This window comes from Ancylobacter mangrovi (genome assembly GCF_024752355.1).
GTDB classification, from domain to species: domain Bacteria; phylum Pseudomonadota; class Alphaproteobacteria; order Rhizobiales; family Xanthobacteraceae; genus Ancylobacter; species Ancylobacter mangrovi.
The window spans coordinates 13,152-32,106 of sequence record NZ_JANTHZ010000007.1; the positions used below are offsets into that span (position 1 = coordinate 13,152).

General features: G+C 68.8%; 20 protein-coding genes. 8 read left to right on the top strand and 12 right to left on the bottom strand.

Annotation, left to right across the window (positions count from 1 at the left end):
* Position 1: 1 nt before the first annotated feature.
* From NVS89_RS15195 to NVS89_RS15205, 3 genes are read right to left on the bottom strand one after another with little or no spacing between them, the layout of a single operon-like run.
* Positions 2 to 760 carry a glycosyltransferase family 2 protein gene (locus NVS89_RS15195; RefSeq protein ID WP_258733611.1) on the bottom strand — a complete coding sequence of 253 codons (759 nt, stop codon included), beginning with the start codon at positions 758 to 760 and terminating at the stop codon, positions 2 to 4.
* Positions 757 to 1,476 (bottom strand): TIGR04282 family arsenosugar biosynthesis glycosyltransferase, encoded by a 720-nt coding sequence (locus NVS89_RS15200; RefSeq protein ID WP_258733612.1) that lies wholly within the window; start codon positions 1,474 to 1,476, stop codon positions 757 to 759. Before NVS89_RS15200 ends, NVS89_RS15195 begins: the two co-directional genes overlap by 4 nt.
* Before the next feature lie 21 nt (positions 1,477 to 1,497).
* A complete protein-coding gene (locus NVS89_RS15205) occupies positions 1,498 to 2,649 on the bottom strand; it encodes a trans-sulfuration enzyme family protein (protein WP_258733613.1) in 1,152 nt (383 codons plus the stop codon).
* A 230-nt stretch (positions 2,650 to 2,879) separates the two neighbouring features.
* Between NVS89_RS15205 and NVS89_RS15210 the strand changes: the two genes are divergently transcribed.
* Complete coding sequence (locus tag NVS89_RS15210) at positions 2,880 to 3,473, top strand: sigma-70 family RNA polymerase sigma factor (RefSeq protein ID WP_258733614.1); 594 nt, start codon at positions 2,880 to 2,882, stop codon at positions 3,471 to 3,473.
* Here NVS89_RS15210 and NVS89_RS15215 read toward each other — a convergent pair whose 3' ends face one another.
* On the bottom strand, positions 3,474 to 4,187 hold the full coding sequence (locus NVS89_RS15215) for a DUF1223 domain-containing protein (protein WP_258733615.1): 714 nt from the start codon (positions 4,185 to 4,187) through the stop codon (positions 3,474 to 3,476).
* 220 nt (positions 4,188 to 4,407) lie between these two features.
* Here NVS89_RS15215 and mtnK point away from each other — a divergent pair, with 220 nt between their 5' ends.
* Positions 4,408 to 5,673, top strand: coding sequence for an S-methyl-5-thioribose kinase (mtnK, locus tag NVS89_RS15220; RefSeq protein WP_258733616.1), 1,266 nt, complete (start codon positions 4,408 to 4,410; stop codon positions 5,671 to 5,673).
* A 38-nt stretch (positions 5,674 to 5,711) separates the two neighbouring features.
* On the opposite strand, the gene NVS89_RS15225 is transcribed toward mtnK, so the two are convergent.
* Complete coding sequence (locus tag NVS89_RS15225) at positions 5,712 to 6,209, bottom strand: PRC-barrel domain-containing protein (RefSeq protein ID WP_258733617.1); 498 nt, start codon at positions 6,207 to 6,209, stop codon at positions 5,712 to 5,714.
* 105 nt (positions 6,210 to 6,314) lie between these two features.
* Here NVS89_RS15225 and NVS89_RS15230 point away from each other — a divergent pair, with 105 nt between their 5' ends.
* From NVS89_RS15230 to NVS89_RS15250, 5 genes are all read left to right on the top strand, one after another.
* A complete protein-coding gene (locus tag NVS89_RS15230) occupies positions 6,315 to 6,959 on the top strand; it encodes a cytochrome b/b6 domain-containing protein (protein WP_258733618.1) in 645 nt (214 codons plus the stop codon).
* Between the two features lie 10 nt (positions 6,960 to 6,969).
* Positions 6,970 to 7,758, top strand: a complete 789-nt coding sequence (locus tag NVS89_RS15235) for a molybdopterin-dependent oxidoreductase (RefSeq protein WP_258733619.1) — start codon at positions 6,970 to 6,972, stop codon at positions 7,756 to 7,758.
* Positions 7,759 to 7,802: 44 nt separating this feature from the next.
* Positions 7,803 to 9,794 carry a hypothetical protein gene (locus NVS89_RS15240; RefSeq protein WP_258733620.1) on the top strand — a complete coding sequence of 664 codons (1,992 nt, stop codon included), beginning with the start codon at positions 7,803 to 7,805 and terminating at the stop codon, positions 9,792 to 9,794.
* Positions 9,795 to 9,813: 19 nt separating this feature from the next.
* On the top strand, positions 9,814 to 10,446 hold the full coding sequence (locus tag NVS89_RS15245; protein WP_258733621.1) for a 5'-methylthioadenosine/S-adenosylhomocysteine nucleosidase: 633 nt from the start codon (positions 9,814 to 9,816) through the stop codon (positions 10,444 to 10,446).
* Positions 10,447 to 10,539: 93 nt separating this feature from the next.
* A complete protein-coding gene (locus tag NVS89_RS15250) occupies positions 10,540 to 11,226 on the top strand; it encodes an SDR family NAD(P)-dependent oxidoreductase (RefSeq protein ID WP_258733622.1) in 687 nt (228 codons plus the stop codon).
* Between the two features lie 206 nt (positions 11,227 to 11,432).
* On the opposite strand, the gene NVS89_RS15255 is transcribed toward NVS89_RS15250, so the two are convergent.
* From NVS89_RS15255 to NVS89_RS15270, 4 genes are read right to left on the bottom strand one after another with little or no spacing between them, the layout of a single operon-like run.
* Positions 11,433 to 12,278, bottom strand: coding sequence for an alpha/beta fold hydrolase (locus tag NVS89_RS15255; protein WP_258733623.1), 846 nt, complete (start codon positions 12,276 to 12,278; stop codon positions 11,433 to 11,435).
* Between the two features lie 59 nt (positions 12,279 to 12,337).
* Positions 12,338 to 12,811, bottom strand: coding sequence for a nuclear transport factor 2 family protein (locus NVS89_RS15260; RefSeq protein WP_258733624.1), 474 nt, complete (start codon positions 12,809 to 12,811; stop codon positions 12,338 to 12,340).
* Complete coding sequence (locus NVS89_RS15265) at positions 12,808 to 13,440, bottom strand: pyridoxamine 5'-phosphate oxidase family protein (protein WP_258733625.1); 633 nt, start codon at positions 13,438 to 13,440, stop codon at positions 12,808 to 12,810. The genes NVS89_RS15260 and NVS89_RS15265 overlap by 4 nt, the downstream gene beginning before the upstream one ends.
* A 54-nt stretch (positions 13,441 to 13,494) precedes the next feature.
* A complete protein-coding gene (locus NVS89_RS15270) occupies positions 13,495 to 14,040 on the bottom strand; it encodes a carboxymuconolactone decarboxylase family protein (RefSeq protein WP_258733626.1) in 546 nt (181 codons plus the stop codon).
* Positions 14,041 to 14,159: 119 nt separating this feature from the next.
* Here NVS89_RS15270 and NVS89_RS15275 point away from each other — a divergent pair, with 119 nt between their 5' ends.
* On the top strand, positions 14,160 to 15,125 hold the full coding sequence (locus tag NVS89_RS15275) for a LysR family transcriptional regulator (RefSeq protein WP_258733627.1): 966 nt from the start codon (positions 14,160 to 14,162) through the stop codon (positions 15,123 to 15,125).
* Between the two features lie 193 nt (positions 15,126 to 15,318).
* On the opposite strand, the gene NVS89_RS15280 is transcribed toward NVS89_RS15275, so the two are convergent.
* From NVS89_RS15280 to NVS89_RS15290, 3 genes are read right to left on the bottom strand one after another with little or no spacing between them, the layout of a single operon-like run.
* A complete protein-coding gene (locus tag NVS89_RS15280) occupies positions 15,319 to 16,587 on the bottom strand; it encodes an ABC transporter substrate-binding protein (RefSeq protein WP_258733628.1) in 1,269 nt (422 codons plus the stop codon).
* Positions 16,584 to 18,146 (bottom strand): ATP-binding protein, encoded by a 1,563-nt coding sequence (locus NVS89_RS15285; RefSeq protein ID WP_258733629.1) that lies wholly within the window; start codon positions 18,144 to 18,146, stop codon positions 16,584 to 16,586. Before NVS89_RS15285 ends, NVS89_RS15280 begins: the two co-directional genes overlap by 4 nt.
* A 1-nt stretch (position 18,147) precedes the next feature.
* Complete coding sequence (locus NVS89_RS15290) at positions 18,148 to 18,876, bottom strand: response regulator transcription factor (RefSeq protein ID WP_258733630.1); 729 nt, start codon at positions 18,874 to 18,876, stop codon at positions 18,148 to 18,150.
* Positions 18,877 to 18,955 lie beyond the last annotated feature (79 nt).

Consider the following 18,955-nt stretch of genomic DNA (forward strand, 5'->3'; position numbering starts at 1 on the left):
GCTAGCTGTTTCTCAAGGTCGACGCCGGGCCGGCGGGGGCCGCGCCGAACGTGCGCTGGGAGCGGGCGAGGCGCAGAAAGGTCGAGGTGATCTTGAAGGCCGCGGCAAGGCCCGCCCTCAGATTGCCCGAGACCTTCGACACGCCGCCACGCCGGCAGCGATGATCGACGGCAATCTCCCGGCACCGCAGGCCGGCGCCTGCCGCGCGCATCTGCATTTCGAGATTCCAGCCATAGGTGGTCTCGCTCATGCCGAGCGCCGCGAGCCGCTCGCGCTGCATGGCCCGCAGCGGCGACATGTCGGTGAAGCGCACGCCATAGGCGAGGCGCAGCAGTACCCCGGCGATGCGTCCGGCGACGATCTGCTGGGGGGTCATCGAGCCCGGCTCACGCCGCCCGAGGATACGCGAACCCATGACGAAATCGGCCTCGCCCGCCGCGACCGGCGCCACGATCGCCGGAATGAAGGCCGGCACGTCGCTGCCGTCGCCGTCGAGAAAGCAGACGATCCCGCAACCCGGCCCCACCCCCGCCAGCCCGGCGGCGCAGGCGCGCCCATAGCCCCGCTGCGGCTCGCTCACCACCCTCGCGCCGGCTTCGGCCGCCCGCTCCGCGGTCCGGTCGCGCGAGCCGTTGTCGACGACGATCACCTCGCCGACGCCGACGGCGAGTACGTCCCGCACGACCGCGCCGATCGCCTCCTCCTCGTCGAGGCAGGGAATGATCACCGTCACCATGGACAGGTCCCGTGGGGCGCTCATGCGGCCCTCCCGGTGCGGCGACGCGCCCGCACGAAAGCGCGGGTGCGCGGCGCCGGCGCGCCGGTCATGCCCGGCCGCCCGACCGCCGGCGGCACGCCGTCGATCTCCTGCTCGAGCCAGGCATAGGACAAAGCGTCATCGACATCGTACCAGCCGGGCAGTTCGACCACGGGCAGCCCGATCTCCCGCGCCCGCTCCAGCGTCAGGCGATAGACGTCGGCGGTGCTCCAGGGGATGTCGGCGAACAGATGCGCGTGCGGGCGCGTCAGGCCGATCAGCGTATAGCCGCCGTCGGCCGCCGGGCTCAGCACCACCCGGTCGCCCCCCTGCAGCGCCTCGACCGCCGCCCGCAGGATCGCCGCCGGCAAGGTGGGGCTGTCGGAATTGATCAGCATGGCGCCGGCATGGCCGGCGTCCAGAAGATCCGAGATCCCCTTGTGCAGCCGGGCGCCGAGATCGCCCTCCCCCTGCAGCACCAGGCCGAAGCCGGGCGGCAGCAGCCGCCGCAGCGCCGGCTCGGTGCCGGCGGGGGTGTAGACGGCATAGCCCGCCGCGTCGGCGACCTCCGCCACCTCGGCGATGGTCGCGGTGAGGTCGGCGATGAAGCAGGCGGAGATCGCCGCGCACTCGTCCGGGTGCAGCGGCGGCGAGAGCCGGGTCTTCGACTTGCCCGGTGCGGGCGTCTTGCAGATGACCGCGACGGCGATCGTGCTCATGGGAAGATCCTCACTTCGTCGTCACGCCAGCAGATCGAGGGACTGGGCGAGGTCGCGGTAAAGGTCGCCTGGATCCTCCAGCCCGACCGAGAGCCGCAGCAGATCTTCGGGACAGGACGAGCCTTCGCCCTCGATCGAGGCGCGATGTTCGACGAGGCTCTCGATGCCGCCGAACGAGGTCGCGCGGCGCCAGAGCTGCACGCGGGCCGCAACCGCCACCGCCGCCGCGCCGCCGCCGCGCACCCGCACCGACAGCATTCCGCCGAAGCCGTCCGGCATCTGCCGCGCCGCCACCGCATGGTCGGGATGGGTGGGCAGCCCCGGATAGAGCACGCCAGCGATCACCGGGTGGCCGGCGAGGCGCTCCGCGATCAGCGCGGCGCTGCGGCTCTGCTCGCGCACCCTGAGGTCGAGGGTGCGCAGGCCGCGCATCAGGAGCCAGGCGTCGAAGGCGCCGGGAACGGCCCCGTTCTGGTCGCGCATCTCCTTGATGCGCAGCCAGAGGCCGGACGGGTCTGCGGTGGCGAGCGCTCCTGCGACCACGTCGGAATGGCCGTTCAGGTACTTGGTCGCGGAGTGCATCACGATGTCGGCGCCCAGATCGAGCGGCTTGGTCAGCACCGGCGTCGCGACCGTGGAATCGGCGCAGACCAGCGCACCGGCCCGGTGCGCGATGTCGGATACGGCCATGATGTCGGTCAGCGTCCACAGCGGATTGCTCGGGGTTTCGATCCAGACGAGGCCGGTGCGTCCGGGCCGGATCGCCGCGCGTATCGCGTCGAGCCGCGACATGTCGACGAAGCTGATCTCGTGAAAGACGCTGCCGAAGCGTTCGAGCCAGACCCTCAGGCCCCAGTACATCGCCTTCGGCGCGACGATATGGGTCGGGGGCAGCGCGGCGAATACGGCGGTCGCCGCTGCCATGCCGGAGCCGAACAGCAGCGCCTCCCGGGCGTGCTCCAGCTCGGCGAGCTGGCGTTCGGCCTGCTGCACCGAGGCATTGTCCTTGCGGCCATAGACGGGACCCGAGCTGTAGCCATTGTCGGCGTCGCGCGTGTAGGTCGCGCTCATGTCGATCACGGGCGTCAGCGCGGTCGGGGACGGCCGCCCGCCGCCGAGAGCCCGGGCGGCAATGGTACGCGGTGTGGGAAGGCTGGCGGGGCGGTCGTCCATGGAATCGCGATCAACCTGTGTCCGGGAACGGAGCGACCCATTCCCGGCAGGGCCCAGTGAACGTGTCATCGGCTTCTACGCGGCCGGAATGGACTTCGTTACAGCCCCGCCATGCCATCCGGTTATTTTTGCGTTCGCACGGCGGGAGGGCCCGCGCGGCAGCTCCCCAGCTTGGGGTTTTGGATCGCCAGATATAAAATGGAGCCCAGGAGGCCCACTGGGGAACATGTGTGGAAGAGTCAGCTCGCGAGGAGGAATGGGCAGCGCTGATGCGGGCCGCTCTCGCCGGTGATGCAGGCACCTACCGCCGCTTCCTCCAATCGATCACACCGTATCTGCGGCGCCTCGCCCAGCAGAGCTGCGCGCGGTTCGGCGCCTCGGCCAGCGACGCCGAGGACGCGGTGCAGGAAGCTCTGCTCGCGATCCACCTGAAGCGCGGCACCTGGGACCCTGCCCGGCCGATCACCCCGTGGCTGTCGGCGATCGTGCGCAACAAGCTGATAGACATGCTCCGCCGGGCCGGCCAGCCGGCGGTGCCGATCGACAACCTCGTCGAGGTGCTCCCCGCCGGAGAAGCGGGCTCGGCGCCGGAAGCCGGCGATATCGAGCGGCTGATTGGCAAGCTGAAGGACCAGCAGCGGAGCGTGGTGCGGATGGTCTCGCTCGAGGGCTGCTCCGCCCGCGAGGCCGCCACCCGTCTCGGCATGAGCGAAACGGGGGTGCGGGTTGCCCTGCACCGGGCGCTGAAGTCGCTCGCGAGCCTCTACGAGGCGGGCGCCGGGCGAGCCATGGCGAACCGGGCGCGCGACCCGGGCGGCGGCTGATCAGTCGCTCGCCGCCGCGAGTATCGGCCCGCCGGCGCTCTCCTGCACCAGGACCGCCGTCCGCAGGCCGTCCGGGGCCGGCGGCACCTTGAACGCCGCCGCCGCGCCGTTCCAGCCGCCGAGCCGGGCAAGACCATGCACCACATGGCTGTGCGGCAGGGTCCGCCCGGAATTCTCGCCGCGGCGCACCGGCACCTCGACCAGACGCGGGTCGTACCGGACCAGCCACACATCGGCGGCGCCCCGTCCCGGCCGCGCGGCCCCAATCTCGATCCGGCCCGGCCGCAGCGTCAGCGCCGGCCCGCTCTTGCGGGGGCTGGCGGCGATCAGCGCCTCCATCTGCCGCCGGTCATAGCCAATCGCGCTCGCCTGCCCGTCGACCACCATCTGCGGCGTGAAGGGCCCGCTCTGGCCGAGCTTCGGCTCGTAGGCCACCTGACGCTGGGTATATTCGGGCCGGCCGAACGCGTCCTTCCAGCCGAGATAATCCCAGTAGGTGACGCTGAAGCTCAGCGCCAGCACGCCGGGCCGATCCGCCAGCGCGATCAGCGTCGCATTTGCCGGCGGACAGGAGGAGCAGCCCTGGCTGGTGAACAGTTCCACCACCACCGGCTGGCTGGCGGGTGGAACGGCCTCCTCCGCCGCGAGGCGTGAGGCGGGGGCCACGAGGCCCCCGAGGGCGGCAAGCAAGGCGGCGATGGCGGCGCCTTTCATGGGATCACTCCGTCTGGGTTGGCCGGCGGTCCGCGCGGAACCACCGACCTCCCTTTCGCGCGCGCCGGCGCCGACGTTACCGGCTCACGCGCTCGTGTCCGCCGTAATCACGAAGCCGTGAAGGATGTAACGAGCTCTCGCTCCTCCCCGTACCCGTCCCTGCGAGGACCCGGATGGCTGACGGCGGGCCGGCTCCCCGCCCCAGACGCGGAGATGCCGGATGCTCACCCGACCGCCCTATGCGCCGCTCGGCGCCGACACGCTTCCCGACCGGCTCTGGCATCGGCCCGAACTGACGCGTCTTCTCGGCCCTCCCGCGCAATGGCGGGTACGCGAGGTCGGCGACGGCAATCTCAACCTCGTCTTCATCGTCGAGGGTCGCGACGGCTCGCTGGTGGTCAAGCAGGCGCTGCCCTATGCCCGGGTGGTCGGCGAGAGCTGGCCCATGTCGCTCGACCGCGCCTTCTTCGAATACGAAGCGTCCCTGCGCCTAGGCGCCCGCGACCCCGGACGCATGCCCACGCTCCACCTCTTCGACCGCGAGCAGGCGCTGCAGGTCATGGAGCACCTGACTCCGCACATCATCCTGCGCAAGGGGCTGATCGCCGGCACCCGCTACCCTGCCCTTGGCGAACATCTCGGCCACTTCCTCGCCCGCACGCTGTTCCGGGGCTCCGACTGGGCGATGGAGACCGCGCACCGCAAGGCCGACCTCGCGCTGTTCGCCGGCAATGTCGAATTGTGCGGCATCACCGAGGATCTGTTCTTCACCGACCCGTTCTTCGACTGCCCGCGCAACCGCCATAATCCGGCGCTCGACGCCGAGGTGGCGACGGTCCGCGCCGACCGCGCCCTCAAGCTCGCGGCGCTGCGACTGAAGGCGCGGTTCTGCACGGGCGCCGAAACGCTGTTGCACGGCGATTTCCACACCGGCTCGGTGATGGTGAGCGCGCAGGACAGCCGCGTCATCGACGCCGAATTCGCCACCTATGGCCCGATGGGCTTCGATATCGGCTCGCTGCTGGCCAATCTGTGGATGGCGGCCTTCTCCCAGGAGGGCCTGCGTCCGGGCGACGCCGACGCCCGCGCCTATCGCCGGTGGATCCGCGATCTCGCCGCGCAGATCTGGCGGGTCTTCACGGACGAGTTCGCCCGCCTGTGGCGCACCGAGCGTGCCGGCATCCTCGGCGGACACGATCTCTTCGAGGCGCAGAGCGACCGCGAGGGCGCCGAACAGGCGCTCGCCGCGCGGCTCGCCGCGATCTGGCACGACACGCTGGGCTTCGCCGGGCTGGAGATGTATCGGCGCGTCCTCGGCCTCGCCCATATCGCCGAGTTCGAGGCGATCGGCGACGAGGCCGCGCGGGGCGCTTGCGAGCGGCGGGCGCTTCGTCTCGGCCGGGCGCTCGCCGTCACGCCGGAGCGCTTCGCCGATGTCGCGGCCGTAAACGCCCTGGCGGTGGAACTCGACGGGGGCGAGCGATGACCGCCCGCCCGTTCGTTCGCCGGGAGGACTCGCGCCGTTCAGCGGCGCGAGATCGCGATGCGGATGGTGTCGTCGGCCGGGATCGGCATGCCCTCCCCGTCCGCCCAGGTCGGCAGGGTCGGAAAATCCTCGCGCGGGATGTCGAGCACGTTCAGGTGCCGGGCGAGGATGGCCACGGTCTCGATCGGGATGCCGACCGGCCGGGCGCCATAGCCGAGAAAGCCGCCATACGGCATGACCAGCACGATCCGGCCGTCCGGCGTGCGGACCACCTTCTCGACATAGCCGAGAACGCGGTCGTCGTAGTCCTGCATCGGCAGGCCGATCAAGTCGCCGACCCGAACCTTCTGGGGGAAGCGCCGGTTCATGCGCTCCTGCGGCGTCAGGCCGTCCGCCCGCGCGCCGGGCTGGGTATGCGCCCCGCCTTCAGCGCGCATGGGCTTGGGCTCGGGACTGGTCTCGTCGGCCCGCGCGGCACCCGCCGCGGCGCCAAGCGCCAGCCCCCCGAGCAGAACGACGCGGATGATGGTCTTCATGGCTCAACACTCATCGATGAAGGCAATAATGAGTAAATAATATCAATATTCGCCTTCGTCAAACCATGAATACAGGTAATTCTATTCGTCGTGAGAGGAAATACGATGAACACGTCCAGAAAAATGCATCCTCTCGCGATACGAATGATGCATTGGACCAACGCCATCGCCATGATCATCATGATCATGAGCGGATGGAAGATCTATAATGACGAAGTGATCTTCGGATTTTTGCATTTTCCCGATGCCGTCACCCTGGGTCCGTGGGCGCAGCACGGGCTGCAATGGCATTTCTTCGGCATGTGGATCCTGGCGCTGAACGGCCTCGCCTATCTCGCCTATGGCTTTCTGTCCGGCCGCTTCCGCCGGCTGCTCTGGCCGATCCGCCCGCGCGAGGTGATCGGCGAGGCACTCGCAGCCCTGCGCTTTCGGCTGCCGCATGCCGACCTCACCCAATACAACGCCGTGCAGAAGACGCTCTATGTCGGCGTCATGACGGTGATCGTACTGCAGGTGATCACCGGCCTCGCCATCTGGAAGCCGGTGCAGTTCGCCGGCCTGACGGCTCTGTTCGGCGGCTTCCAGGGCGCGCGGCTCGTCCATTTCTTCGGGATGACCGCGATCTGCCTGTTCCTCGTGGTGCATGTCGCGCTCGCGCTTCTCGTGCCGCGCACGCTCCTCGCCATGTTCACGGGAGGTCCCCGGCTCGACGAGGCCGCCGCCGCTCCCACCCATGCCTCCCATTCGTGACGGACGCACCATGTCGCTGAAACGCCCGATGTCGCTGTTCCGGCCGCGCCGCGGCCCCGACCCGTCGATCCTCGCCGAGCACCGCGCCCTGATCGAGGAGATCGACCGGCGCAAGCTACTGCGCGGCGCGGTCAGCCTCGGCGCGCTGTCCATGCTCACCGGCTGCAACATCGCCGAGCAGCCCCAGGTGCAGAGCGTGCTGCGCGCCGTCTCCTCCTTCAACGACCGGGTGCAGGAGGCGATCTTCGATCCCAACAAGCTGGCGCCGACCTATTCGGTCGATCAGGTGGTCAAGCCGCCGCGCTTCAACGCCTATTACGAGATCGAGAACGTCCGCCCGGTGGACGTCAGCGGCTGGAAGCTGGAGCTCGCCGGCCTCGTCGCCGACAAGCGGCCCTGGACGCTCGATCAGATCTACGCCCTGCCTGAGCAGGAGGAGATCATCAAGCACATCTGCGTCGAGGGCTGGGACTATATCGGCCAGTGGTCGGGGCCGAACCTCAGGCAGTTCCTCACCCGCGTCGGTGCCGATCTGAGCGCGAAATACGTCGCCTTCCACGGCAATGACGACTATCTCGAAGTCATCGACATGCCCTCGGCGCTGCATCCCCAGACCATCCTCGCCACCAAATATGCCGGCGAGCCGATCGCCGACCCGTTCGGCTATCCGCTGCGCCTGCGCACCGCGGTCAAGCTCGGCTTCAAGAACCCGAAATGGATCCGCGCCATCGAGGTGACCAACGTCTACCAGGAGGGGTTCTGGGAGAAGCAGGGCTTCAACTGGTTCAGCGGCCTGTGAGCCGCCCGCCGCGCCGGCGGCGCGCCGCCGGGAGCCGCTGAGCCATGTTCTCCCTCGCCACCGCCGCGCTGGCGGCCACAATCGGCCTCGTGCTGTGGAGCCTCGCGGGCTACCGGCTGGCGCGCCGGCTCGGCTTCGGCCGCGCCTTCGCCCTGCCGGTGGCGCCCGCTCTCGGCTGGGCGGCACAGAACGTTCTCGCGCTCGCCCTCGCCGAGATGATCGGCTTCTCGGCCCTCGCCATCCTCGCCAGCCTCGCGCTGATCCTCGTATCGACGCTGCCCACGGCAGCGACGGAAGGCGCCGAGGATGACGAACTCCCGCCCTGGTGGATCGCCCCGGCCGCCGGCCTCCTCGCCCTCGTTCCGGCGCTCGCCGTGGTGCCAAAGCACACCGCCGACGGCGTGATCCTCGCCGCCGCAATATTCGACCACTCCAAGATCGCGCTGATCGACGAGATGCTGCGGACGGGCGTGCCGCCGGTCAATCCGTTCTACGGCCCGGTCGGGCAGCCGGCGGAGATATCCTATTACTATCTCTGGCATTTCGGCGCGGCGCAGATCGCCCGCCTCGCCGGCGCGACCGGCTGGGAGGCGGATGCGGCGGCAAGCTGGTTCACCGCCTTCTCGACGGCGCTGCTGATGGCAGGGCTCGCCTTGCGCCTCGGTGGCAACCGGCTGGCGCCCGCCCTCGCCCTCGCCCTGTGCGCCACCGGCTCGCTGCGGCCGCTGCTCGGGTGGCTCGCCGGCGCCGGGCTCGACCAATGGCTCGCGCCGGCCACGGGCCTTGCCGGCTGGCTGTTCCAGACGAGCTGGAGCCCGCATCACGTCGCCGCCGCCGGCAGCCTCGTCATAGCGGCCCTGCTCGGCGTGCGCCTCGCCCGCCGGCCGGACGCGCCGACCTGCCTCGTGCTCGCCCTCGTGATGGCCGCGGCCTTCCAGAGCTCGTTCTGGGTCGGCGGCGTCGTGCTCGCGCTGGTGGCGCTTGCCTTCGCGCCGCTGCTTGTGTGCGCCGCGCCCGCGCGAGGCCGCGTCCGCTTCGTTCTCGCGGCCGCCGTAGCCGGCCTCCTCGCCCTCGCCTTCGCGGCGCCGCTGCTGCTCGCGCAGTACCATGCCGCGCTCGGGCGTGGCGGCGGCAGTCCGGTCGCGCTGCGGGCCTATGAGGTGCTCGGGCCACTGCTGACTGGCCAGTTCGGCCGCGTGCTCGATCTGCCGGCCTACTGGCTGTTGCTGCTGCCCGTCGAGTTCCCGCTCGTGGTCATCGCCGGCGCGCTCACCCTGCTGTGCCGGATCGGCGCGCCCGACGAGGCGCCGCGGCGCCTCGAGGTGCGGGCGCTCGCCCTCGTCGCGGCGGTGAGCTTCGCCACGAGCTGGCTGCTGGTGAGCACGGTCGGCGACAACAACGATCTCGGCTGGCGCGCCGTGCTGCCCGGGCTGATGGTGCTGACGGCGGCGGCGGCGGCCGGCCTTGCCGGACTGGTCGCCCGGCGCGCCCGGCTCGCGCTCGTCGCGGCACTCGCCCTCTTTGCGGCGAGCCTGCCGGCCGGCGCGATCATACTGGCCGGCAATGCCGGCGGCGACGCCTCGCTCTCGGCCGCCGCCTTCGCACGGGCGCCGGCGATGTGGGCGGCGGTGCGGCGCGCCGTGCCCCCGCAGGACCGCATCGCAAGCAATCCAGCGCTGTTCGCCGACATGACGCCCTGGCCGGTCAACATCTCCTGGGCGCTGCTGGCCGACCGCCGCTCGTGCTTTGCCGGCAAAGAACTAGCCATCGCCTTCGCGCCGCTGGCGCCAGCGGCGCGGGAAGCGATCTCGAGGCAGTTCCTCGCCGTGTTCGACGGCCGGGCAGGTCCGGACGACGTCCATGCCCTGGCGGAGCGCTATGACTGCCGGGCGGTCCTCGTCACCGCGCGCGATGGAGCGTGGACACGGGACCCCTTCGCGGTAAGCCCCGACTACCGACTGGTCGAGACCGAGCCGGACGCCTGGCGGCTCTATCGCGCCACCGCACCGGCCTCTTCACCGACCGTTCGTCCCTGAGACCCAAGGAGCCGTGCCCATGCAGGACCCCCACCGGCATCTCGCCGTGCTGGGCGACATCACCGTCCTGCCCATCATGGCGACTCCGCACGAATATGGCCCGCACCTGCGCGCCCGCATCGATCCGCTGATCTGCGGTGTCGGCCCGGTCGAGGCGGCGGCGGCGACCGCCATCGCGCTCGCGCGGCTCGAGGCCGCCGGCCGGCTGCCAGATCTCGTCGTCACGCTCGGCTCGGCCGGCTCGCGGCGGCTCGACCACGCCGCCATCTACCAGGTCGCCAGCGTCAACTATCGCGACATGGACGCCTCGCCGCTCGGCTTCGAGAAGGGCGTGACGCCGTTCCTTGACGAGCCGGCGGTGATCCCCATCGCCCTGCGGATCGAAGGCATTCCCGCCGCCTCGCTCGCCACCGGCGCCTCGGTCGTCTCCGGAGACGGCTACGACGTGCTCGACGCCGACATGGTGGACATGGAGACCTTCGCGGTGCTGCGGGCGGCACGACGCTTTGGCGTGGAGATCATGGGATTACGCGGGATCAGCGACGGCCGCGACGAACTCGCCCGGCTCGGTGACTGGACGGAGTATCTTCATGTCATCGATGCGAAGCTCGCCGACGCGCTCGACATGTTCGAGGCTCAAATGGCACGGTAATCGTTCGATCCGGACGTAAGCCGAGCTTCGAGACCATCGAAGCGCGCGGCGATGCGAGCTTCCGAAAGGTCGAAACCAGCGGTCGGTGTTTCCATGACGGACATTCCCTACAGCAACGCGCTGATCATCGGCACCGGCCCGGGCATCAGCGCTTCGCTTGCGCGGACCCTGCGCGCCGCCGGCCTTTCCGTGGTGATCGCCGCGCGCAACGTCGAAAAGCTGAAACCGCTGGCGCAGGAGACGGGTGCGATCGCCATTCCGGTCGACGCGACCGATCCGCGGCAGGTCGAGCGGCTGTTCGCCGAGACCGAGGCGCGGATCGGCGTCCCGGAGATCGTCGTCTACAATGCGAGCGGGCGCCTCCGCGGTCCGATAGCCGAGCTCGACCCCGCCGAGGTCGAGCGGGCCGTCGCGGTCTCGGCGATGGGTGCCTTCTATGCCGTCCATCAGGCGGCCCGGCGCATGGTCCCGGCCGGCAAGGGCGCCATCCTGCTCACGGGGGCCACCGCCGGCGTGAAGGGCTTCGCGCTTTCGGCTCCTTTCGCGATGGGCAAGTTCGCGCTGCGCGGATTGGCGCAAAGCGCGGCGCGCGAGCTGATGCCCAAGGGTATCCACGTCGCGCACATCGTCATCGACGGCGGCGTGCGCCGCGAGGCCGACCCGTCGGACGGCACGCTCGATCCGGATGCGATCGCCCGGACCTATGTCGACCTGCTGCGCCAGCACCGTAGCACCTGGTCGTGGGAACTGGAGATCCGTCCCTGGGTCGAGCGGTTTTGAGACGCGACGCCCGACCGGAGATGTGCGGTTGAGATAGGCGGGGCAATTCGGCGCCGCAGGGTCCCGACGCCCCGCGCGTGATGCGTCGTCAGATTTCGACGGCGCAGCCAGCGATCCGGGCGCCACCGGCGAAGCAGCGTCGGCGTGAGAGCGGGCTCGGCTGCCTCACGCCGGCGGCACCCCATCCGTCAGCGTGAGGTCCTCGCTCAAAGAAAAGCGAAGATAGCGTCCGCGATTTCGCGCGCATGCGTCTCCAGCGCGAAATGGCCGGTGTCGAGGAGGCGGATGTCCGCGCCCGGAATGTCGCGCCGATAGGCTTCGGCGCCCGCGGGAAGGAAGAACGGATCGTGCCTCCCCCATACCGCCAGCAGCTTCGGTTGATGTTCCCGGAAATAGGCCTGGAAGGTCGGGTACAGCGCGACGTTGCTGGCGTAGTCGAGGAACAGATCGAGCTGGATCTCATGCACCCCGGGCCGCCCGGTGTACCAGGCATCCAGGCTGTATCCGTCGGGGGAAACTCGGGTCGTGTCGGCGCCATGCTCGTACTGCCAGCGGATCGACTCCGGCGTCAGAAGCCCGCGCAGCGCCTGCCGGTTGGCGTCGCTCGGGTCGCGCCAGTAGCGCTCGATCGGGTTCCAGCCATTGCTCAGGCCCTCCTCATACGCATTGCCGTTCTGCGTGATGATCGCCGTGATCCGCTCGGGATGGGCGAGCGCCAGGCGGAAGCCCGTCGGCGCGCCATAGTCGAACACATAGAGCGCGTACCGATCGAGACCGATCACCTCGGTGAAGCGGCCGGTCACCTTCGCGAGGTTGTCGAACGTGTAGGCGAATGCCTCCCGCGGCGGCAGGGCGGAGCGTCCGAACCCGGGAAGATCGGGGGCGACGAGGTGGAACCGATCCGCGAGCAAGGGGATCAGGTCACGGAACATATGGCTCGACGAGGGGAAGCCGTGCAGCAGCAGCACGGTCGGGTTCGCCCGGTCGCCGGCCTCGCGATAGAAGACCTCGAAGCCGTCGACGTCGACGGAGCGATAAAACGTGTCGGACATGACTTTCTCCTGGCCGTGTTTGCGCAGCCGATTGGAGCTGGATGGACGGGGCGAGCGGCCTAGAGGCCGAGTTCGCTCAGGCCGGGGTGATCGTCCGGGCGACGTCCCGGCGGCCAGAAGTAGCGGCGGTCGGCCTCGCGGATCGGCAGGTCGTTGATGCTGGCGTAGCGGCGGCGCATCAGCCCGTTCTCGTCGAATTCCCAGTTCTCGTTCCCATAGGACCGAAACCAGCTCCCGCTGTCGTCGTGCCACTCATAGGCGAAGCGCACGGCGATGCGGTTTTCAGTGAAGCTCCACAGTTCCTTGATGAGGCGATAGTCGAGCTCACGGCGCCATTTGCGCTCGAGAAAGGAAGTGATGGCTTCCCGGCCTTCCACGAACTCGCTGCGGTTCCGCCACGAGCTGTCGAGGGTATAGGCGAGCGCGACCCGCTCCGGATCCCGGCTGTTCCAGCCGTCCTCGGCGAGCCGAACCTTTTCGATCGCGCTCTCACGTGTGAAGGGGGGCAGCGGCGGGCGCTGAATAGCGGTCATTTTGATGTTCCCTGCGATGCGAGCTGAGCGCGAAGCGTTGCGCATTCCGCTTCGAGGGCCTGCAGGCGGTCGCGCAGCGGCTTCACCGCCTCCGCGACCTCCAGCTCCGTGAAGCGAGGGGTTATGTGCTGCTGGCAGTTCCAATCGAACGCCTGCAGCTTCAGTCGAAATATCCTTTCGGGCCTTGCCCGATAGCCGGAGGGCGCGACGAGCTCATCGAGCTCGGGCTCCGCGCCAAGCGGGATCGCCGTGACGTGGGCGTAGATCTTCAAACGCGCACGCCTCGGATAATCCATGAGGATCAGGCAAGCGCGATCGTCCGCCGCCAGGTTGCCGACGCTGATGTATTGGCGGTTGCCCCGGTAGTCGGCGAAGGCCAGCGTGCGATCGTCCACGACCTTGAGGAAACCGGGCGGGCCGCCCCGATGCTGCACGTAAGGCCAGCCGCTTTCCGAGACCGTCGACATGTAGAAGCTGTCGCGCGTGGCGATGAAGGCCGCCTCGTCCGGGCTGAATCGGTCGGAAGGCCGGTTCCCCTTGAAGTCGGACCACAACCCGTCGGCGCCCATCGCCGCCTGGGCGGCACGGACACTCGGCGTGACGGCGATATCGAGGAAATCATAGGGCATGGCAGCCTCCGCTGCGTCACGTGGCGAACCGGGGTGCGCCCGGCCCGGCCGAGTTCAGGCCGCCTCGGCGGCGTGAACGACGGGGAAGTCGATGTCGGTCTTCGCGACCTCGTTGAGGTAATTGGTGAACGTGTGCTCCACGACCAGCGCCACGATCTCGACGATCTGCGCGTCGGCGAAGCCGGCGGCGCGCACGGTCGCGATGTCCGCGTCGGAAACGTGACCGCGCTGGCTCGCCACCTTCGCCGCGAAGCTCACCGCCGCGTCGGCCGTCGCATCGCTCGAGCGGCCCTTGCGGTTCAGCGCAATCTCTTCGGGGCTGATCTTCGCGAGGTTGAGGCCGAGATAGGTATGGGCCGAAAGGCAATAGTCGCAGCCGTTTACCTGGGCCACGGCGAGGGCGATGCGCTCGCGGGTCTTCACGTCCAGAACCTTGGTGAGCGGCCCGCTGAGGCCGGCATAGGCGTTGATGGCGGCCGGGCTGTTGGCGATCAGGCGAAACAGGTTCGGCACGACGCCGAGCGACTTGTGGATGGCATCGAGCACCGGCTTCGAGGCTTCCGGGGCATCATCGAGGTTGGGGACGGCGAGGCGGGACATGGAGCATCTCCTCAGGGCCGAGCCGGAACTGGCTCGTGTGAAGAGGAAGATGTTGCATTTCGGTCAGAAGGATAATCCGGTATCTATGAGAAGGATTTCACCGGAAATCGGGAAGATCGATGGATCGCTTCGAAGCCATGTCGATGTTCGCCGCCGTCACCGAGAAGGGAAGCTTCTCTGCGGCGAGCCGCGCGCTCCACGTGCCCCTGGCAACGCTCAGCCGCAAGATTTCGGACCTCGAGACCCTTCTCGGCGTACAGCTTCTGACCCGGACGACCCGAAAGCTCGCGCTCACCGAGGCCGGCATCGCCTATCTGGCGGCGGCACGTCGGATTCTCGAGCAGGTGGAGGAAGCCGAGCGCGAGGCCGCGGGCGAGTTCATCGCGCCGAGGGGCGAACTGGTCATCACAGCGCCCATCTCGTTCGGTCGGCGGCATCTGCTTCCGATCGTCTCCCAATTTCTGGCGACCTTTCCCGAAATCAACGTCCGGCTGCTGCAGTCCGACCGCAACCTTCACCTCGTCGATGACCATGTCGACATGGCGGTGCGCATCGGTGCGCTCCCGGACAGTTCGATGGTGGCGACGCGGGTCGGGAGCATGCGCACCGTGACCTGCCTAAGCCCCAGGCTCGCCGCCGGCCACGGACGCCCCACCGAGCCGAACGATCTCCAGCGCATGCCTTGCGTGGCCTTCGACATGGGCGTGCCGTCGCCGCACTGGACCTACCGCTCGCCGGGATTGGGACTGAGACTTGAGGTCGCCATCCAGCCCCGACTTTCGGTGACGACGGCGGACGCTGCGGCGCAAGCGGCGATCGACAATGTGGGCGTCACGCGGCTCCTGCACTACCAGGTGGCGGACGCGGTCGACCGGGGGCAGTTGGAGATTATCCTGGAGACGTTCGAGCGCGAACCGGCCCCCGTCCACCTCGTCCATGTGCCGCGCGGGCAGATGCCGCTGAAAATGAGAAGGTTCCTCAGCTTTGCCGCGCCGCGCCTGCGGCAGGCACTGACGAGGTTCAGCGGCAAGACGGCCGCCGATGCTCCCTCCGACGATGAGCCGGGGATGTCGCCGCGTGAATAGCCGCCCCGTCGAACAGGTGGGATATCAAAGTCGCAGCCGCACGCGACACGGCGGCGACGTCGCATTCCATCCGCTGCGCTATCGGCGCACTTCTTGAGGCCCCGAGGAATGGACCTCCAGCCGAAATAACCATCTAGACGTTTGCAATAGTCGCCCTCGCGGAACGCTGCGCGCCCCTGCCCGGGCCGTCGCCTCAGAGGCCGACGAGACCGCGCGGATTCGCCGTCGTCTGCCGCGCGGCGGTGCGCCCGCTCATCCAGGGCGGCGAGATGAATCGCTCGGTGTTGTAGGGCTCCGGCGCGATCATGGAGAGCGGCTTACGGAAGTCCTGGATCTGGTAGAAGATGTGCGGCATCCCGAGCGAGGGATCATGAGTGACCACCGGATAGGGCACGACCGCCTGCCAGTCCGGGTGATAGCGGATCGTGCCGTGCACGCTGCGGTAGATCATGCCCTTGAGGGCGAAGGCGACCTTGCGGTTCTGCTCGAAATCGCCGGGCGGCCCGGAGCCGCCCGCCATCGCCGCCGCCACCGCGTAATGGTGCATGTTGCTGTAGGACTGGCAGCCGATGGTCGCCGTCGACCCCTCGCCGAAGCGGGCGATGTAGCGGGCCTCGAATCGCTTGCCCATCTCGTCGCGCAGGAGCCCGATGACCGACGAGACAATCACCCCGTCGCACGCCTCCTGGGCGATGTCGTTGAAGGTGCGGTGCATGGCGCCGTATTGCAGATAGACGATGCAGTCCATCGGGTTGGCGCGGAACTGGCGCTGGAAATGGGCAAGGTCCACCGCATAGAAATGCGTGTTGGCGAGCACGGCCGGGTTGGTCGCGCGCGCCTCTTCCAGCACGTCGCGCCAGTGATGCGTCGGCGTCTGCACGATCTTCGGCCCGAACGCCACCTCCCAGCCGAAATCGGCCGCCGCGTTCGCCATCGCGTTGGCGATGACGATGCTGTAGGGCTTCGAGCCGGAAATGATGGCGATGCGGTTGGAGTGCGGCGTCCACTGGCCGGAATCGCGTAGCCAGGAAATGAACTTTATGAAGCCGGGCCCGTACCAGTAGTCGGCCGGGTCCGCCATGAAGCAGCCGAAATAGCGGTCGGGATCGCTCATCACCGTGTCGTGGTGCTGCAGCAGCGTGTTGGCGTGGACGTAGATGATCCCCGCATCCGCGATCGGCTCGTATTCGGAGTTCTGCGGGCCGATATTGTAGCCGTTGACGATGGCGTGGACCTTATGCTTCTCGATCAGCCAGCGCGCCGCGGTCACGACCTCCTCCGCCGTCTGCCGGCACGTATCGGCGAAGATCGGCAGGATCGGGCGCCCGAGCAGCCCGCCGCGGGCATTGAGCTCCTCGACGGCGAGAATCATTCCCTTGCGAAATTCCGCGCCGTCCGCCGCCGACGGGCCGGTCAGCGGCACCATGCTGCCGATGGGCACGGGTTCCATGCTGCTGGTCACGGGGCATCTCTTCTGGACTGGGAGGCGGGCGGTTCGGCGACGGACACCAGCGAGGGTTCGAACAGCAGGTTGTGCATCAGCACGCGCAGCCGCGGCGGGCTGACCGGCTTGATCAGCACCGGCAGACGGGCGGCGCGGATGCTCTCGATCACGCGCGGCTCCGCGTCGGCGGTGACGATCATCGCCGGCACCTCGGCGCCGATCGCCTTGCGCAGCCTGTCGACGACGTCCACGCCCATCTGGGTCTTGAGATTGTAGTCGGCCACGATCAGCCGGGGCGAGACGCCGCTCTCGATCAGCCGGATCGCCTCCCCCTCCTCCGCCGCCGCGTGCACGTCGATGCCCCAGCGGCGCAGGAGCTGGGTCATGGTCTGGCGCAGGATGTCGTCGTCCTCGACCAGTATGACCGGCGTGCCGACGAACTCGCCGGCGACCGTCTCGCTGATCTCGATCTCGTTGGCCTCGCTGTGCCAGATGTTGCCCATCGGCACGGTGACCGAGAAGATCGAGCCGCGACCGACCTCCGAGCGCAGGCGGATCGGCAGTTCCAGCAGGCCCGCCAGCCGCTTGACGATGTTGAGCCCGAGGCCGAGGCCGCTCTTCTGCGCGCGCTGCTCCTCGGAGCGGAAGAACTCGTCGAACACGCGGTCGCGGTCTTCCGGCCGGATGCCGCGCCCGGTGTCCACCACCTCGATCCTGAGGCCGTTCGCCTCCCGCCGGCAGCCGACGACGATGCCGCCGACCTCGGTAAAGCGGATCGCATTGGCGACGAAATTGCTCAGGATGCGCTCCAGCAGCGCGCGGTCGGTCGCCACCGTGCCGTGCGGCCAGACGAAGGCGAGGCGCAGCCCCTTCTCGCGGGCTTGGTGGCGGAACTGGACGTCGAGCCGCTCGAACAATTGCGAAAGCTGGAACGAGGTGATGCGCGGCTGGACACGGCCGGCGTCGAGCTGCCCGATCTGGAGAAGCGCGCCGAGCAGGTCCTCCATGATGGAGGTGGCGATCCCCATGGCGTGCAGCATGTCCGAGCGATGCTCGGGGTCCTCCTCGCGAATGCAGTTGTAGATCAGGATCTTGAGCGAGGCGAGCGGCTGGCGCAGGTCGTGGTTCGCGGCGCGCAGGAAGCGGGACTTGGCCTCGTCCGTCGCCTCGGCGGTCTCCTTGGCGAGCTGCAGCGCGCGCTCGTTGTTCTTGATCGCGGTGACGTCCGCGAACGACATCGTCATGCCGCCATTGGCGGTCGGCGTCTGCGTGACGTTGAGCACGAGGCCGGTCGCGAACAGGTAGTCCTGGCTGCTCTCCGAGCCGAAGCTCGCGGTCTGCTCGCGCTGCCATGCGTCCCGGTCGGTCGGCAGCACGCATTCGGGCCAGTGGGCGATGGTGTCGATGAAGGCGTCGAAGCCCATGCCGACCGTTACCGGGAAATCGCAGCTTCGCCGGAAGCGGTCGTTCACGTAGAGAAGCCTCTGCTCCGCTGACCAGATCAGGATGCCGAGCGGCGCGGCGTCCAGTCCGGCGAAGATGTCGCCCAGGTGCTCCGGCACGGGCACGTCGTTCACCTCAGGCACTCTCCTTCGTACCGAAGCGGCCGATCGCGTAGTGCATGGCGGCGGAACGATCGCGGATGTTGAGCTTGCGCATCGCATTGCCGAGATGCACGCGCACCGTCTGGCTGCTGAGCTCGAATTCCTCGGCGATCCGCTTCACCGAATACCCGCGGCCGAGCAGGCTGAGCACGTCGCGCTCGCGCGGCGTCAGCAGGTCGAGCTCGTCGCGCACCTCGTCGGCTGCCTGAGCGGGCGGGGCCTGCGGGTTCGCCGGGGCGGGTGGAGGCGCCGGTGTGGCCGGGGCGGCGGCAGGCTCGGCCGCCAGCTTCGGAGTGCCGCCGGCCGAACGCTCGATGATCCGCCGCGGGAAGCTCACCTCGCCGGCCAGCACCCGCTCCAGCGCGCGCTCGATCTCCGAGCCGCCGGCCGATTTCGGCACATAGCCGATGACGCCGTGCTCCAGCGAGCGCAGGACGTGGTCCACGTCCTCATGGACGGAGACCACCACCACGGGGACGTCCGGGAAATTCATGCGCAGCTTGTGAAGGCCGTCGAAGGCGTCGAAGCCGGGCATCACCAGATCGATGAGCATCAGGTCGATGTCGGGATGCTCGACCAGAAGCGCCGCCGCCTCGTCGAAGGTCTCCGCCTCGAAGGTCTCGAGCTTCTGACGCAGGCGACGCATGACCTGCTTCAGCGACTGACGGACGACCCAATGGTCATCGGCGATGAGGATCTTCATATGGTCACGCGATCGCTGCTTCCGACGGTGATCGACGCCTCCCCGACGCGATCGAGCGTCAGCTTTTCCAGCGTACCTG

What these genes read in the sequence shown, in the direction of transcription:
- NVS89_RS15255 (WP_258733623.1), bottom strand. Translation starts at nt 12,278, where the DNA reads ATGTCCGACACGTTTTATCGCTCCGTCGACGTCGACGGCTTCGAGGTC.
- NVS89_RS15245 (WP_258733621.1), top strand. Translation starts at nt 9,814, where the DNA reads ATGCAGGACCCCCACCGGCATCTCGCCGTGCTGGGCGACATCACCGTC.
- NVS89_RS15290 (WP_258733630.1), bottom strand. Translation starts at nt 18,876, where the DNA reads ATGAAGATCCTCATCGCCGATGACCATTGGGTCGTCCGTCAGTCGCTG.
- NVS89_RS15250 (WP_258733622.1), top strand. Translation starts at nt 10,540, where the DNA reads ATGACGGACATTCCCTACAGCAACGCGCTGATCATCGGCACCGGCCCG.
- NVS89_RS15205 (WP_258733613.1), bottom strand. Translation starts at nt 2,649, where the DNA reads ATGGACGACCGCCCCGCCAGCCTTCCCACACCGCGTACCATTGCCGCC.
- NVS89_RS15275 (WP_258733627.1), top strand. Translation starts at nt 14,160, where the DNA reads ATGGATCGCTTCGAAGCCATGTCGATGTTCGCCGCCGTCACCGAGAAG.
- NVS89_RS15240 (WP_258733620.1), top strand. Translation starts at nt 7,803, where the DNA reads ATGTTCTCCCTCGCCACCGCCGCGCTGGCGGCCACAATCGGCCTCGTG.
- NVS89_RS15225 (WP_258733617.1), bottom strand. Translation starts at nt 6,209, where the DNA reads ATGAAGACCATCATCCGCGTCGTTCTGCTCGGGGGGCTGGCGCTTGGC.
- NVS89_RS15215 (WP_258733615.1), bottom strand. Translation starts at nt 4,187, where the DNA reads ATGAAAGGCGCCGCCATCGCCGCCTTGCTTGCCGCCCTCGGGGGCCTC.
- NVS89_RS15260 (WP_258733624.1), bottom strand. Translation starts at nt 12,811, where the DNA reads ATGACCGCTATTCAGCGCCCGCCGCTGCCCCCCTTCACACGTGAGAGC.
- mtnK (WP_258733616.1), top strand. Translation starts at nt 4,408, where the DNA reads ATGCTCACCCGACCGCCCTATGCGCCGCTCGGCGCCGACACGCTTCCC.
- NVS89_RS15230 (WP_258733618.1), top strand. Translation starts at nt 6,315, where the DNA reads ATGAACACGTCCAGAAAAATGCATCCTCTCGCGATACGAATGATGCAT.
- NVS89_RS15195 (WP_258733611.1), bottom strand. Translation starts at nt 760, where the DNA reads ATGAGCGCCCCACGGGACCTGTCCATGGTGACGGTGATCATTCCCTGC.
- NVS89_RS15265 (WP_258733625.1), bottom strand. Translation starts at nt 13,440, where the DNA reads ATGCCCTATGATTTCCTCGATATCGCCGTCACGCCGAGTGTCCGTGCC.
- NVS89_RS15270 (WP_258733626.1), bottom strand. Translation starts at nt 14,040, where the DNA reads ATGTCCCGCCTCGCCGTCCCCAACCTCGATGATGCCCCGGAAGCCTCG.
- NVS89_RS15200 (WP_258733612.1), bottom strand. Translation starts at nt 1,476, where the DNA reads ATGAGCACGATCGCCGTCGCGGTCATCTGCAAGACGCCCGCACCGGGC.
- NVS89_RS15235 (WP_258733619.1), top strand. Translation starts at nt 6,970, where the DNA reads ATGTCGCTGAAACGCCCGATGTCGCTGTTCCGGCCGCGCCGCGGCCCC.